This window comes from Salibacterium lacus (assembly GCF_042684865.1).
GTDB classification, from domain to species: Bacteria; Bacillota; Bacilli; order Bacillales; family Marinococcaceae; genus Salibacterium; species Salibacterium lacus.
Genome location: NZ_JBHUML010000002.1, coordinates 521,018 through 535,587 on the forward strand (window position 1 = coordinate 521,018; position 14,570 = coordinate 535,587).

Sequence of the window (14,570 nt, forward strand, 5' to 3'; positions counted from 1 at the left end):
AGCATGATACGATAGGTGTGGATGGTACACGAAAGAAGGGAAAGTCATGAAAAATAACTACCTCGGGACGACTTCCTTTGCCGCGGTCGTTTTGTATCTGTTTTATGTATTTGTTTCCGCAGCAGCCGTTCAATATATATTCAGCGGTGTGGCAGCTGTGCTTTTGTTTTTCTCCTTATTTAAAATGAGTCCGCTGAACCGGAGCGTTGTTCTTCTCCTTCTGCTTATTGGAAGCAGTCTTTTTTATTTCTATGACACTACGTATATCGAAGTATTAACAAGCTTCGGTGAAAATATGAATCTGCTTGCTCTGTTTCTGCTTATACCATTACTCGGTATTCTTATGTCGGAATCGGGATACCTGCAGGCACTGCAGGCTTTTTTTCTGGAACGGGAAAAACGTCACGCTTCCCACCCTTACCGAATGGGATTTTTATTGACCGCCTCCATGGGGTCGATCTTAAATCTAGGGTCGATGCCGCTCGTTTATAACATAGGATATGAAAGTTTCTCTTCATTTGAAAACAAACGGTTTGTGATGATGCTGCTCAGGGCCTTTGGCTTCTGCATGTTGTGGTCTCCCTATTTTATTAATGTCGGATTAATCCTGAGTCTGTATGATCTATCCTGGACCCGTATCGGCGGTCCGGGTTTGGTACTGGCTCTTATTTATGCAATGTGTATCCCGCTGTTTTTCCGTCAAACAGTATTTTCGGATGAACGAAAGATAATAAATCAACAGCCTGAGGTTGCGGATACAAAGACAGTGAAACATCGTTTAGTCATGCTGGGAGGTTTTGTTCTGGTTCTGCTCATTCTCTCGTTTGCGGTGGAATCCACATTTTCTATCTCGATGCTTGCTTCTGTATCTCTTATTGCGCTTTTTTTACCGATTATCTGGTCGGCTTGTACAGGAAACAGTCGTACATATATTCAATCTGGAATGCAGCATGTCAGGAATTCTTTCGGGCGGCTGTATAATGAAATAGGCATTTTTATAACGGCCGGCTTCTTTGGCGAGGCGCTGTCATTGAGCGGGGCGGGGGAATGGTTGTCTACGATGATGCTGAAAGGGTCCGGAGGAATTATTCCGGTTTTGATCCTGATGCTGATCGCAACGGCTGTGGCTCTGGCTTTTGTTGGGATCCATCCGGTTATCATTGTCCTTGGGTTCGGAAGTTCCCTGCACCCGGTACATTTTGGAGTGGAGCCGGCATTCATGGGACTCATGCTGCTGACGGCATGGATGATGGCGGTGCAGCTCTCTCCATTTTCCGGATCCGTGTTAATGGCATCCAATCTCATGAATGAGACACCTTGGAGTGTCATTCGTAAAAACGTACCGTTTATCGCAGTTATGACTGTAGTCATGACAACGGTACTCAGTGTTATGGAGTGGTCCGGCCTGCTGTGACAAGAAGGTTATATGGGCTTTTTCTCCTGAGTGACAAAAAACCCTCACTCTGATCCTTTGATGTCGTGCTCCTTCCGGTTTTTTGGCGGAGGTACCGGATCGAAACCACCCGGATGGAAAGGATGGCACTTACTTATCCGTTTTACCGTCAACCACAACCCTTTCCACGCACCGTGTGTTTGAACAGCTTCCATCCCGTACTGGGAACAGCTTGGAAAGAAACGGCAGGAAGGGGGAGTGAAGGGAGATATAAATGTACGGTATCCTTTAATGAAAAGAAGCAGCATTTTTTTCATTTACAGACCTCCTTTTGCATAAAGAAACTGCGGTTCCGTAGCAACGGGGACCGCAGTTTCTTCTGATTGGCGTACTGTATCCAGGCACCACCGGCCATAAAACACTCTTGTAATGAAGTATCAGCTCACAAAGAATGTCGTTTTCGGCTGCAGGGAAGACCGGAGGACGTTTAGTTCTTCCTCTTTGAGACGTATCATAGGGAGCCGGACGTCTGCAGAAATAACGCCCTGAAGCTCCAGTGCCGCTTTAATTGGGGCCGGACTTGGCGCAATCGTGAAGGTTTTCATCCTTGGAATCAGTTCACGGTGGCACTTCGACGCATATTGGGGATACCCATTCACAAAGCTTTGGACCATATCCTGCATTTCGTTGCCGAGAACGTGTGATCCAACGGAAACAACTCCTGTGCCTCCGATCGACATGATAGGCAGCGTCAACGTATCATCGCCGCTGTATACATGAAAATTATCGGCCGTGTTTTCGATAATATGGGCAATGGCGTCCAGGTCGCCGCTTGCTTCTTTTACGGCAGTAATATTGTCGATGCGGGATAGTTCAATAATGGTTTCCGGATCAAGACCTGCGGCACTGCGGCCCGGGATATTGTAGAGCATAACAGGAAGGTGCGTAGACTCTGCGATTTTTTTGAAATGAAGGTACATTCCTTCCTGAGACGGCTTGCTGTAGTAAGGAGTGACAAGCATAACGGCGTCTATGCCCGTTTTTTCAGCGTACTTTGTAAGCTCAATTGATGCTTTGGTATTGTTACTTCCCGTGCCGGCAATGACCGGGACACGTCCATTTACTGTTTTGGCAGTGTGTTCAAAGAGTGTCAATTTTTCTTCGGTCGATAATGTCGGAGATTCTCCGGTTGTTCCTGCAATCACCAGGCTGTCCGACCCATTTGAAATCAGGTGGTTCACAAGTTTTGTTACAGCGCTGTAGTCCACTTCCTCCTGTTCATCAAAAGGAGTAACCATAGCGGTGCTTATTCTTCCAACGTTCATTGTATCCATCACCCTCCGCATGAGATTGAAGTAGTTCGATTATGACAGACGGATGAGGGCCGTTCCCGCAAACTGCTTTCGCACATGAAAAAAGCAGCAGTGGGAGGGTTCCCATTGCTGCATGAACGTTTTAAACCGTTTATGCGTGAGATAGCCCTCCATATAACGCGAGACGCATTATATGACAGTTACGTATTTGTTCAATACATAACCAGCTGCAAGCTTATGAGAAGCCTTCAGCTTCGGCGGATTCCCCTTTCAACGGGTTCACAGGATCTCATACTCCTCCAACCGCATACTGATGGTTTCCGCACCTCTAACCTCACTTCTCTTATAGAAGCAGGAATTTTATTAAACTACAGTAACCTTAACAGATTTTCTATCTGACTGCAATCTATTTTTGATTACTGCCATTTCGACAGCTGAAAATACATGATAACCAGAAAATCTACATTTTTTTTAAAAATACTTTTATTTTAAGACAAGATTGCTTTATAATGATGAGTGGGAATAAACCATCCATGGGGGGCTGTCTGGATATGTCTCAACTTCAGCAGATTGCACTGGAGCTTCCAGAAGATTTATATTCTGAAATAGAGCATTTAAGTGAAGAAGAGAAAGATTCCTTCTTTCAGGAAGTGCTGCAGGAAAAGATCGACCAGCGGAAATCTACGGATTTTCATTACCAAATGAAACAGGGATACTTGGAGATGGCTCAAATTAATATGCAGCTTTGCAGGGAATTTGAAGAAGCGGAAGAGGAAGCTCTCCTTGAAGGGGAGAAATTAATTTATTCAGACGATGATGAATAAAACATTCCTTTTCGGCATATCCTGTAAACGGGACCGGTGAAGGAGGTGAATGGATGATTTGAGCGATACGAGTCATAATCATCACCAAACCAAAAAAGTAGTAAAGCGTGGAGACGTTTTTTTTGCTGACCTTTCACCGGTGGTAGGATCGGAACAAGGCGGTGTAAGACCTGTGCTGATTATACAAAATGACATCGGCAACAGGTTCAGCCCAACCGTCATTGTTGCGGCCATTACAGCACAGATAAAGAAAGCAAAACTTCCAACCCACGTGGAAATCGACGCAAAAAAACATCGGTTTGACCGGGACAGTGTTATTCTGCTGGAACAGATACGTACTATTGACAAACAGCGGTTAACAGACAAAATCACCCACCTGGATGATGATACGATGGAACGGGTGAAAAAAGGAATTGCAATTAGTCTCGGCGTAGAAGAGATGTAACTTATCAGGCTTCATGAATAGTCATACATAATGCAGAAAGAGAGCATGCTTTCCGTTTTCGGGGAGCATGCTCTCTTTGGTACAATGATGACGACAATGGATGACGAGAAAAGAGGGAATAAGAGATGAATGATGTAATACAAACCATTCTGGGTCATCGTTCCATACGCCGGTTCAAAAATGAGCCATTGACGCAGGAAGAAACAGATCAGATTATCAGGGCAGCTCAGGCAGCCTCCACATCAAGCTTTTTACAGGCTTTCTCCATTATAGGGGTGACAGATAAATCCAAAAAAGAAGAGATTGCCGCATTGGCAGGAAATCAGAACTACGTCGCAGAGAATGGTTTCTTCGCCGTATTCTGCGCTGATTTTTCCAGACATCAAACCGCCGCATCGCTGCACGAACAGGACATCCAGGAAGCGGTCGAAAGCACGGAAGGATTCATGGTGGCGGTTATTGATGCTGCACTTGCCGCCCAGAATGCAGCCATAGCTGCCGAATCCATGGGGCTTGGCATCTGTTATATAGGAGGACTGCGTAACAATCTGAAATCTGTCAGTTCGCTGCTTGAAACGCCGTCTCACGTTCTTCCTCTGTTTGGTATGGCAGTGGGACGTCCGGCAGAGCAGCACGAACAGAAACCGAGACTTCCCCAGCAGATGGTGTATCATGAAAACACATACAACCTGGATAGTGATGAACTGAAGAAGCAGCTCAAGAACTATGATGAAACGATTCTTCACTACTACCGCGCCCGTTCATCCGGCAATAAAGAAATTACCTGGACCAGCCAGGCAGCATCCACTCTGGCTCACTCCAAACGACTGTATCTGAATGCTTTCACAAAAGAAAAAGGATTTTTGAATGGACGTCCATAGAACGTCGCCGCCAAAAAAGCGTGCTCCCAAAAGAAACACCCGCATATACCTGCAGGTGTTTCTTTTTTTGTCTAATGATAAGAAACTGTGAAATAATATGATGGAATGTAAAGATTATTTTAAGAATGTAGTTATAATTAATATACAGCTGACTGTTGCATCAGGAAGGAACGATAATCATGTGGAAAAAGGGACTGAAGACCGTCGTTATCTTTATGCTGTGTTTTGCTGTGGTAACGGTTTGGTCCGTGGAGAAATGGTCTCAAACCGTGCAGGGGGATCTGCCTTCCAAAACTGCCGTTATTTTGCATGCTGTAAATCATAATCTTGTCTCTCTGGACACCAACATTACCGTGCCCGATTTTCTCACTCCCGGAAGTTCAAAAAATGACGGGGTGACGATGGAGCGCGAGGACACCACGATAGCTGCCGGTAGTAATGCCGAGATTCCAGTAAGAGTGTACAGCTATTCCAATACAGAAAATGCTCCAGTCATTGTTTACTATCACGGCGGAGCTTTTTTAGAAGGGTATGGCAGCCTGGAAACCCACGAGAATATCATCCGCTCCCTTGCGGCCAGAACCGGAGCTGTCGTAATCAGTCCGGAGTACCGTGTGGCCCCGGAATATGAATTCCCGACTGCTGTTGAAGATAGTTATAAAACGCTGCAGTGGGCCGGGCGCCATGCTGCTGAATACGGGGGGGACCCTGATAAGATTGCTGTTGCAGGGGATAGTGCCGGAGGAAATCTTGCGGCTGTGACTGCCATGAAAGCAAGGGATGAAAATGGTCCGGATCTGTTTGCACAGCTCCTGTTTTATCCGCTGACCACCTTCCGGGATGTAAATTTTGAATCGAGAATCACGTATGACAGTGGGTATTATCTTCTTTCCCGGCAGGTGATGTTAAAAGCAAGAGAAGAATATACACCGAAGCAGCAGATGTGGGATAACCCTTACACATCCCCGCTTCATGCAAAAGATTTAAGCGGCCTGCCTCCGGCCTATATCATCACAGCAGAGTACGACCCGCTGCGCGATGAAGGGGAAAAGTACGGCGAAAAACTTCATAAAGCAGAAGTTCCTGTCCAAGCCGTAAGATACCGGGGAACGATGCACGGCTTTATATCATTCTTTCAGATTATGAGCAGGGGGGATCGTGCACTGAATAAATCAGCCGCTTTTCTCAATAAAGCATCTTCCGGCGATGTTGCGCATCAGAAGACGTATACCGTCTCCAAGTATAACGGCCCCTCCGGACTGACATGGTTCCAGGAAGAAGCAGAGGCCCTTGCGATAGGGGCATTTCTAGTAGGGAAAAGCACGCTTAACCGGGTGATGAATAAGTAAAAAGGGAGGTGTCAAAAAACGGACACCTCCCTTTTTTCATTCCCTCTATTTCATTCTCAACAAACATCAGAAGGTATTTGAAAGCCTGAATCCCGTTCAGGAAGGAAGAGACCTGAATACATCAAAAATAATTAGAAAAACTTTTAAATACTCGGTTTTATTTTTAATCCTGGTATGATACACTCATTTTTGGAAATCGACAGAACGGTTTTGTGACCGCTGTGTCAGGTATAGAGAAAATAAGAGTGGAGGGAGGCTTTCAAATGTTGAAGGCAGTAAAAGAAAAGGTTGCCCACCAAAATCTTGTCCGGGCAGAAGGAACAGCTCAACGCATGGAAACGTTCACAGAAAAGCAGAAACAGCAGGCACGCCTTAGAATCAAAGAAGAAGAAAAATGGAACCACTTTCTTCATCAGGAAATAAAAACGTACCTTTACACTATTCATCCATCGTTTCTACTTCATCCTGATGCTGCCCGGGCTCTTCAAAATAGATTGCTTGCCCGCTCGGAAGAAAAACGGATGATCTCACTGCACGTCACGAGTGAAGTGCACCTGGCGCTGGATTTTTATCAATCTGATTTGGTTTTCTTTATTCAGGATCTTGAAACGAAAGGCTTTCAGCTTTCGGGAAACGAAGAACGTTTTATGAAGGCTCTGCATAATAAGTTGAGCGAAAACAATTACCACATCTATTTTGAACGTTTCGGAGACTTTGCAGCACAGGCCCCAACCCTGGAAGAAGCACTGCTTTGCTATCTGGATACCGCCGGTTCTCAAAACAAATACGGAAGCGGGAGAATGGATTTTCTCGTGAAATATTTAATCAATAAAGAACTTCTCGTTCCTGAAATGAACCATAAAAAGATGAGAAAACTGATAAAGTCACTGGAGCACAGTTATTCCGGAAAAACCAGGAAAATTTCTTCGAAAAAAAGCACAAGCCGTATCAGCTGATAAAACAGGCAGACCCGTGCCGCTTTGGGGTCTGCTTTTTCAGGACAGAAATATCTTTTCGTCTAATCCGCGTTATGGGAAAATAAGATTAAATACGAAATACACGGGAGGAGGGAGAACTATGCAGCAGCCGACGTCTGAATTTTTTTCAGAAAAACTCCAGGAGACCAAGGAGCAGTTTGAACGGACCATAGACTGTAAACACACAGAATTTGATGATCTGTACCCGTATATGAACGAGCAGCCGCAGTTCTTTTGGTATAAACGGTATGTCGCCTGGCAGGATCTTCTTACTATTGTCCGTATGGCAGAGGAGCTTGACATAGACTGGCAGCACCAATTTCAGAACAGCCAGGTCTCCTTTATCAAAAATAAAGTTCTCGATGCCAAAGTTCTTGATGAATGGTATGGTAGAAAACGAACAGAAGCGTAAAAAACCCGGATGCCGATGGAGGCATCCGGGTTTAGTTTAAAAGATAAGGTGGGCGCAGCCGATAATAATCGGCAGAGTGATAATGGTGCGTTCCAAAAAGATGAGCACCAGATCGGTAAAGCTGATCGGGAGTTTAGAAGCGAGCAGAAGACCGCCGACTTCCGACATGTAAATCAATTGCGTCACAGAAAGCGCAGCAATAACAAAACGTGTTAATTCGCTTTCGATCTCCGCTCCAAGAATGGAAGGAAGCAGCATGTCAGCAAAACCGACAAGCAGTGTTTCAGACGCCTTTGCAGCTTCAGGAACCTGCAGAAGATCAAGAAGCGGAACAAACGGAGATCCAATGATAGCGAAGAACGGTGTGTTCTCTGCAATGACAACGGCTATGGTACCAAGAGCCATCACAACCGGTAGAACACCGATCCACATATCAAGGACGTTTTTCACGCCCCCTGATAAAATCGAAGAAACTTTATTCCGGGCAGCTTTACGGGACGCTTCTTGAAATCCGTACTGAAACACATTCATCGATTGCGGACGCGTCTGCTCCTTGGAAACCGAACTCCCATCAGCGTAAAGATCCTTTTTCCGGGACAAAGGCGGTATTCTCGGCATAATCAATGCTGCGGCAAAACCTGCCACTACAATCGTCACGTAGTAAGGGATGATATAGGAAGTCAAATTCATATCGGACAAAATGACGATACTGAACGTAATGGATACAACGGAAAAGGTTGTTCCAATGACGGCGGACTCCCGCTTCGAATAGTGTCCCTGTTCGTACTGCTGATTCGTTAACAGAACGCCGATCGTCCCATCACCCAGCCAGGACGCTGCACAGTCAATAGAGGACCTGCCGGGCAGCGTGAACAGAGGACGCATGATAGGTGATAACACCGCGCCGGAGAATTCCAGCAGGCCGAATTGAAGCAGTAACGGCAGAAAAAGCCCGGCAAATAAAAACACCGTAATCAAAAGAGGGATGAGAGATTCAAGCATCAAACCACCGGTAGCCCCTGATATGAGCCATTCCGGGCCTAAATCAAATACCACAATGACAGACAGAATAAAACCAAGGATACGAATAAACAGCCAGGTGCGGTCGACAGCGAACAGTGATTTCATGAAATCACTTTCCGGAGGCCGCACCGCAGCAATCAGCGAACCAACCACCGCAATCCCTATAAAAAGAGAAGCAGCAACGGGAAGAACCGGTCCGGCCCATCTTTCCAGCAAACCGGCCAGGGCAGCTACCGGAATGGTGATCTCTCCGTCAATCCGCATCGGAATCATAAAGAGGAAAATACCAACCGCTGAAAACAAGAGAAAGCGTAAAGGTGACGTTTCTTTTTGTGTATGTGTGTTATTGTTCATTTCATGTTCCACCTCTTACTTTATTAGCGTTGTTATTGTATAAATACATATCACAATGTATAAAATTACAAACGTAATTATATAGGAGGTGGGAACGGTATACAATAGGAAATATAAATTTCAAACAATTACTGTGCGAAGTTACATTACAAGACAGTAGAAAGATCTGTGAGAGACTGAATTTCATGGTCGAAATGAATACCATGCTCAGGTTCTTTTTCTGTGCGGTTGAGCCATACGCTTCGTATGTCCGCCTTATTGGCGCCGTCGATATCGGTCAAAAGGTTGTCACCGATCATGACTGCATCTTCCGGTGCGGCATCGAGCAGTCTTAAAGAGTGTCTGAAGATGGACGGATCCGGTTTGCCAAAACCAAACGCCCCGGAGACAACAATATAGTCAAAATAGGGGACAAGCTGCGGGGTCATTTCCAGTTTGGTGTTCTGAAGCGAAGGCGCCCCGTTTGTAAGAAGCAGCAGATGATAGTCTTTTTTAAGCTCTGCCAGCATTTCAAATGTATCCGGATAAACATAGGGAAGGTGCCTGCGGTGATAAGGGAACCGCACCGCGAGACGGCTTCCAAGTTCTGCATTCTCGATACCGTGCCGGCGCAGGGATTCGATCCATGTTCTTTGTTGATAATCAGGCATTTCGCTGTTCATTTTGCGGAACCCTTTGTCTATTTTATCCGGGAATGTCCCCCAGAGACCTTCAAATGGGTTGATTCCGATTTGTTGAGTGAATGAGTAGGATTCGTATTCTGCATACAGCTGCTCTGCCGTTTCCCGTACAGTATTTTCAAATACTGCTGGATCTACACCGGTTATCTCTCCGGCTTCCATACAGACCGCCCTTAATGCTTCCTTCACGCTTTTTTTATCCCACAGCAGAGTGTCATCCAAATCAAATAATAGAGCATTTGCCATGATAGACTCTCCTTTCTTATTCTTTGTGTTATTATAACCTCCGAAGTCGGTTCAAGCATCAAAGAATTTTGACAGGGGTCTTTTCATATAAAGGAAATGATGTACAATTATGATTAGACATTTGCCAGCTTCGGAATGCCTGATACTGTAAAAAAGCAGAAGAAGTTTCTTTCGATTGGCAGCAGAACTGGATTAACGGATGTGTATCCGGTTACCCAAAAAATTTTTTGTACAAAATTACACCTGGTTTCTTCATATTTATCTACGTGGACGATGTGACCTTATTATTAACTGCACAGCTTTTGAGAAGCCTTTACCCGCATGTTAAAATAAATTGTAGCGTTAAAGAAAGAAATGAAGCAGGTTTGTAACTAGTGAGAGGGGGGAGTGGAAAACATCCGCCTTGTATACTGTCATCATGCCAAATCATCTACATATTTTTCAAAATCCAACTATCACGTACCATTTGGAGGTAGAGCCAGATGAGCAAAAACGAAGCCAGGCAGGAACCATGGGAAGAATTTTTTGGTCCGAACCTGGGCTACTTAATGGACCTTTATGAACAATACAAAGAAAACCCGGAGTCAGTTGATGAAGAAACACGGAAGTGGTTTGACACCTACGGAGCTCCTAAAGAACAAACCATGCATACGAATGAAGCAGTCATGCCGGCATCTTCTGACTCAACAGCGTCGGAAAGAGACATCATCAATAAAACAGCAGCTGCTGTAAAACTGGCAGATAATATCAGAATCCACGGGCATCTTTCAGCTGATGTTAATCCACTTCAGGAACCCGGCGGTGAGACATCATTTCTGAAAAGTGAAGAATACGGCTTATCGGAAGAAGATCTCGAGCGGATGCCTGCTGATTTATTCTGTCCGGATGCACCTGACCATATTGAAAACGGACTGGAAGCGGTGAACCACTTAAAGAGAATGTACACGAGATCGATTACGTTTGAATTCGATCATGTTCATGACGTGGAAGAACACCAGTGGCTGAATAAGCAGGTGGAATCAGGCGGGATATATCAATCCCTTTCTGAGGAAAAACGGAGAAAAGCGCTACAGAGTCTCACCAATGTAGAAAGTTTTGAACAGTTCGTCCACAAAACATTTACAGGACAGAAACGTTTTTCGATTGAAGGGTTGGACACTCTCGTTCCCATGCTGGATGATTTTTCTGAAGATACCATTAAGGACGGAGCCCAGGATGTGATGATCGGCATGGCCCACCGCGGCCGGCTGAGTGTACTTGCTCACGTTCTCGGTAAACCTTATGATCTTATTTTTTCAGAGTTTCAGCATGCACCGAATAAAGATCTTGTTCCGTCCGAAGGGTCTATCGGAATCAATTACGGATGGACAGGGGATGTAAAATACCATCTCGGTGCCCACAAAAAAGTGGAGCAGGAAACGTTTGAATCCCGAATCACTCTGGCTAACAATCCGAGCCACCTTGAGTTTGTCAATCCGGTGGTTGAAGGGTATGCCCGGGCTTCCCAGGATGACAATTCCCGTCCCGGCTTCCCGCAGCAGGATACTTCAAGAGCAGCAGCTGTGCTGATTCACGGCGACGCTGCGTTTCCGGGAGAAGGCATTGTGACAGAAACACTGAATATGAGCCGTCTGAAAGGATACCAGACAGGAGGTACCCTGCACATTATTGCCAACAACCAGCTTGGTTTTACCACAGATACTCATGATTCCAGATCAACAACTTATGCCAGTGACCCTGCAAAAGGTTTTGAAATTCCTATCGTTCATGTCAATGCAGATGATCCTGACGCCTGTATGGCAGCTGTGAAGCTGGCTTATGAGTACAGAGATCGTTTCAGCAAAGATTTTCTGATTGATTTAATCGGCTACCGCAGATTCGGCCACAATGAAATGGACGAGCCGGCATCGACACAGCCGCATATGTACGAGGTGATTAAACAGCATCCAACCGTACGGAAAGTCTATGCGGATGAACTCGAAAAAGAAAACATCATGAGCAGCGAAGAAGCCGACAAAATGAAAGAGGATGCCCAGCAGTTCTTATCCTCCCAGTATGAAAAAGTAGCTGACGCCATGCAGGGAGAGCCTCAGGAAGAAGAGATTCCAGAAGAAGTGGAACGCAGACTTCCTGCTGTTGATACCTCGTATGATGCTGACGAACTGAAACAGATTAATGAAGAACTGATTACATGGCCGGAAGGATTCAGTGTCTTCCCGAAACTGAAAAAAATACTGGAACGCCGCCATGGGCAGCTTGAAGAAGGCGGAAAAGTTGACTGGGCCCATGCAGAAACACTTGCGTATGCCACTATTATTGCCGACGGGACGCCGGTACGCCTCACCGGACAGGATACCCAGCGCGGAACATTTGCACAGCGCCATCTCGTGCTGCATGACTACAAAAACGGAGATATTTATTCGCCGCTTCACACACTCTCTAAGGCGGATGCCTCCTTTGCGATTTACAACAGCCCGCTTTCCGAGGCTTCCATTGTCGGTTTTGAATACGGATATAATGTTCACGAACCGAGCTCCCTTGTTTTGTGGGAAGCGCAGTTTGGGGACTTTGCCAATGCCGCTCAGGTAATTTTTGATCAGTTCATTTCCGCCGGCCGTGCAAAGTGGGGACAGAAATCCGGCATTGTATTTCTGCTTCCGCATGCCTATGAAGGGCAGGGCCCGGAACACTCCAGCGCGCGGCTGGAACGTTTCCTGACACTGGCTGCTGAGAACAACTGGAATGTAGCAAATCTTACAAGTTCAGCTCAGTACTTCCATCTCCTGCGCCGGCAGGCTGCGACACTTGGAACAGAAGAAATGAGACCACTCGTGCTTATGACACCAAAGAGCCTTCTTCGGAACCAGAATGTTGCGTCTGCACCGGAAGAATTGACCAATGAATCCTTTCATCCGGTAATGGAAGAACCACTGACCGGAAAAGACAAAGACAGCGTGAAGCGGATTATTTTTGCTTCCGGTAAAATAGCTGTCGATCTTCATGAAGCAATAGATGAAGATAACGTCCCGGACTGGGTGCACATTATCCGGGTGGAAGAATTGTATCCTTTCCCAGAAGAAGAAATACAGCAAATTCTGGCACGATATCCGAATGTCAAGGAGATACGCTGGGTACAGGAAGAACCAAAAAACATGGGAGCCTGGAGTTATATTCAGCCGTTTCTGCGCGGTATCGCACCGGAACATGCAGAAACCGGTTATATTGGAAGAAAAAGACGCTCCAGTCCGTCTGAAGGCGATCCAAAAGCACACAAGAAAGAACAAAGCCGTATCATTAACAATGCCCTGACAGGAAAAGAATAAGGAGGACTCATTCATGGCGGAAATTAAAGTACCAGAGCTTGCGGAATCCATTACCGAAGGAACAATTGCAGAATGGCTGAAACAGCCGGGCGATGCAGTCGAAAAAGGTGAAAACATTGCTGAGCTTGAAACCGACAAAATCAATGTGGAGATAACATCCGAATATACCGGTGTCATCCAGGATTTGTCCAAAGAAGCAGGTGAGACGGTGGAAGTAGGCGATGTTATCGGTCACATCGATGAAAACGGACAAGCATCCGGATCTGCCGGAAGCAGTGCTGCGTCTGCAGAAGAAAGTGCACCGGAGAAAGCTCCGGAAAAAGCAGCAGAACCGGCCGAAACAACATCAGCAGCAGAAGAAGAAAGCAGTGACGAACCGGATGACAATTCCGGAGAACGCCCTGTAGCATCTCCTGCAGCACGTAAAATGGCCAGAGAAAAAGGTCTGGATTTAAATGCAGTACCGACGAAAGATCCTATGGGACGGGTCAGAAAAGAAGATGTAGAAAACTATGAAAGCAATAAAGCCGCAGCTTCTTCCGCCAAACAGCAGACATCAGCCAAGGAAAGCGCTCCGGCACCAAAAGATGAATTTGATGGAAAACCGGTGGAACGCAAAAGAATGTCAAGACGCCGTCAGACGATTGCCAGCCGGCTTGTTGATGTGCAGCAGAATACAGCAATGCTCTCCACATTTAATGAAATTGATATGAGTGCCGTCATGGATATCCGTAAGCGCTGGAAAGAAACATTCCAAGAGCAGCATGACGTCCGGCTCGGTTTCATGTCTTTCTTTACTAAAGCAGTGATCGCCGCCCTTAAACAGTTCCCGCTTCTCAATGCCGAAATTGACGGCAATGAAGTTATTGAAAAGCAGTTCTATGACATTGGTATGGCTGTCTCCACTGAAGATGGTCTCGTTGTGCCTGTTGTAAGAGAAGCGGACCGTAAGTCGTTTGCTGAACTGGAACAGGAAGTCATGGATCTTTCTCTGAAAGCACGCGACAATAAACTGGGACTGAAAGACCTGCAGGGAGGTTCCTTCACGATTACAAACGGCGGTGTGTTTGGATCACTGCTCTCGACGCCGATTTTGAATGCTCCGCAGGTTGGTATACTCGGCATGCACAAGATTCAATGGCGCCCGGTAGCCATCGATCAGGAAAACATGGAAAACCGGCCGATGATGTACATCGCGCTGTCTTATGACCACCGTATCGTAGACGGTAAAGAAGCCGTCAGCTTCCTTGTTAAAATCAAAGAACTTCTTGAAAATCCGGAATCCCTTATGCTCGAAGGCTGATATATCCCAAAAAGAGCTGTCCTGAAATGGGCAGCTCTTTTTTGTTG

At 45.9% G+C, this 14,570-nt stretch carries 13 protein-coding genes and 1 riboswitch; of the genes, 9 read left to right on the forward strand and 4 right to left on the reverse strand.

The features are described from left to right. Positions 1-46: 46 nt before the first annotated feature. Positions 47-1,414: a TRAP transporter large permease subunit gene (locus ACFSUB_RS03455; protein WP_380711784.1), complete on the forward strand. Its 1,368-nt coding sequence runs from the start codon at positions 47-49 to the stop codon at positions 1,412-1,414. 44 nt (positions 1,415-1,458) lie between these two features. Here ACFSUB_RS03455 and yidD read toward each other — a convergent pair whose 3' ends face one another. After that, positions 1,459-1,710 (reverse strand): membrane protein insertion efficiency factor YidD, encoded by a 252-nt coding sequence (gene yidD / locus ACFSUB_RS03460; RefSeq protein ID WP_380711785.1) that lies wholly within the window; start codon positions 1,708-1,710, stop codon positions 1,459-1,461. Positions 1,711-1,830: 120 nt separating this feature from the next. Continuing rightward, complete coding sequence (dapA, locus tag ACFSUB_RS03465; protein WP_380713171.1) at positions 1,831-2,718, reverse strand: 4-hydroxy-tetrahydrodipicolinate synthase; 888 nt, start codon at positions 2,716-2,718, stop codon at positions 1,831-1,833. A gap of 143 nt (positions 2,719-2,861) precedes the next feature. Beyond that, positions 2,862-3,045, reverse strand: a riboswitch (Lysine riboswitch). Positions 3,046-3,257: 212 nt separating this feature from the next. On the opposite strand from dapA, the gene ACFSUB_RS03470 reads away from it, so the two are divergent. From ACFSUB_RS03470 to ACFSUB_RS03495, 6 genes are all read left to right on the forward strand, one after another. Then, the gene (locus ACFSUB_RS03470) at positions 3,258-3,530 is read left to right on the forward strand and encodes a hypothetical protein (RefSeq protein WP_090925935.1); all 273 of its coding nucleotides are present in this window, start codon (positions 3,258-3,260) and stop codon (positions 3,528-3,530) included. Between the two features lie 49 nt (positions 3,531-3,579). Further along, positions 3,580-3,975 carry a type II toxin-antitoxin system PemK/MazF family toxin gene (locus tag ACFSUB_RS03475; RefSeq protein WP_090925936.1) on the forward strand — a complete coding sequence of 132 codons (396 nt, stop codon included), beginning with the start codon at positions 3,580-3,582 and terminating at the stop codon, positions 3,973-3,975. Positions 3,976-4,100: 125 nt separating this feature from the next. After that, a complete protein-coding gene (gene nfsA, locus ACFSUB_RS03480) occupies positions 4,101-4,856 on the forward strand; it encodes an oxygen-insensitive NADPH nitroreductase (RefSeq protein WP_380711786.1) in 756 nt (251 codons plus the stop codon). Positions 4,857-5,035: 179 nt separating this feature from the next. Next, positions 5,036-6,205, forward strand: a complete 1,170-nt coding sequence (locus ACFSUB_RS03485; RefSeq protein ID WP_380711787.1) for an alpha/beta hydrolase — start codon at positions 5,036-5,038, stop codon at positions 6,203-6,205. A gap of 263 nt (positions 6,206-6,468) precedes the next feature. After that, positions 6,469-7,161 carry a hypothetical protein gene (locus ACFSUB_RS03490; RefSeq protein ID WP_380711789.1) on the forward strand — a complete coding sequence of 231 codons (693 nt, stop codon included), beginning with the start codon at positions 6,469-6,471 and terminating at the stop codon, positions 7,159-7,161. 121 nt (positions 7,162-7,282) lie between these two features. Further along, on the forward strand, positions 7,283-7,594 hold the full coding sequence (locus ACFSUB_RS03495) for a hypothetical protein (RefSeq protein ID WP_380711790.1): 312 nt from the start codon (positions 7,283-7,285) through the stop codon (positions 7,592-7,594). Positions 7,595-7,630: 36 nt separating this feature from the next. Here the strand turns inward: ACFSUB_RS03495 and ACFSUB_RS03500 are convergent, their stop codons facing one another. After that, on the reverse strand, positions 7,631-8,971 hold the full coding sequence (locus ACFSUB_RS03500) for a YjiH family protein (protein ID WP_380711791.1): 1,341 nt from the start codon (positions 8,969-8,971) through the stop codon (positions 7,631-7,633). A 146-nt stretch (positions 8,972-9,117) separates the two neighbouring features. After that, complete coding sequence (locus ACFSUB_RS03505) at positions 9,118-9,897, reverse strand: HAD family hydrolase (RefSeq protein ID WP_380711792.1); 780 nt, start codon at positions 9,895-9,897, stop codon at positions 9,118-9,120. Between the two features lie 482 nt (positions 9,898-10,379). On the opposite strand from ACFSUB_RS03505, the gene ACFSUB_RS03510 reads away from it, so the two are divergent. Next, the gene (locus ACFSUB_RS03510; protein ID WP_380711793.1) at positions 10,380-13,220 is read left to right on the forward strand and encodes a 2-oxoglutarate dehydrogenase E1 component; all 2,841 of its coding nucleotides are present in this window, start codon (positions 10,380-10,382) and stop codon (positions 13,218-13,220) included. 13 nt (positions 13,221-13,233) lie between these two features. Beyond that, the gene (gene odhB / locus ACFSUB_RS03515) at positions 13,234-14,523 is read left to right on the forward strand and encodes a 2-oxoglutarate dehydrogenase complex dihydrolipoyllysine-residue succinyltransferase (protein WP_380711794.1); all 1,290 of its coding nucleotides are present in this window, start codon (positions 13,234-13,236) and stop codon (positions 14,521-14,523) included. Positions 14,524-14,570: the final 47 nt, after the last annotated feature.

What these genes read in the sequence shown, in the direction of transcription:
- ACFSUB_RS03455 (WP_380711784.1), top strand. Translation starts at nt 47, where the DNA reads ATGAAAAATAACTACCTCGGGACGACTTCCTTTGCCGCGGTCGTTTTG.
- yidD (WP_380711785.1), bottom strand. Translation starts at nt 1,710, where the DNA reads ATGAAAAAAATGCTGCTTCTTTTCATTAAAGGATACCGTACATTTATA.
- dapA (WP_380713171.1), bottom strand. Translation starts at nt 2,718, where the DNA reads ATGAACGTTGGAAGAATAAGCACCGCTATGGTTACTCCTTTTGATGAA.
- ACFSUB_RS03470 (WP_090925935.1), top strand. Translation starts at nt 3,258, where the DNA reads ATGTCTCAACTTCAGCAGATTGCACTGGAGCTTCCAGAAGATTTATAT.
- ACFSUB_RS03475 (WP_090925936.1), top strand. Translation starts at nt 3,580, where the DNA reads ATGGATGATTTGAGCGATACGAGTCATAATCATCACCAAACCAAAAAA.
- nfsA (WP_380711786.1), top strand. Translation starts at nt 4,101, where the DNA reads ATGAATGATGTAATACAAACCATTCTGGGTCATCGTTCCATACGCCGG.
- ACFSUB_RS03485 (WP_380711787.1), top strand. Translation starts at nt 5,036, where the DNA reads ATGTGGAAAAAGGGACTGAAGACCGTCGTTATCTTTATGCTGTGTTTT.
- ACFSUB_RS03490 (WP_380711789.1), top strand. Translation starts at nt 6,469, where the DNA reads ATGTTGAAGGCAGTAAAAGAAAAGGTTGCCCACCAAAATCTTGTCCGG.
- ACFSUB_RS03495 (WP_380711790.1), top strand. Translation starts at nt 7,283, where the DNA reads ATGCAGCAGCCGACGTCTGAATTTTTTTCAGAAAAACTCCAGGAGACC.
- ACFSUB_RS03500 (WP_380711791.1), bottom strand. Translation starts at nt 8,971, where the DNA reads ATGAACAATAACACACATACACAAAAAGAAACGTCACCTTTACGCTTT.
- ACFSUB_RS03505 (WP_380711792.1), bottom strand. Translation starts at nt 9,897, where the DNA reads ATGGCAAATGCTCTATTATTTGATTTGGATGACACTCTGCTGTGGGAT.
- ACFSUB_RS03510 (WP_380711793.1), top strand. Translation starts at nt 10,380, where the DNA reads ATGAGCAAAAACGAAGCCAGGCAGGAACCATGGGAAGAATTTTTTGGT.
- odhB (WP_380711794.1), top strand. Translation starts at nt 13,234, where the DNA reads ATGGCGGAAATTAAAGTACCAGAGCTTGCGGAATCCATTACCGAAGGA.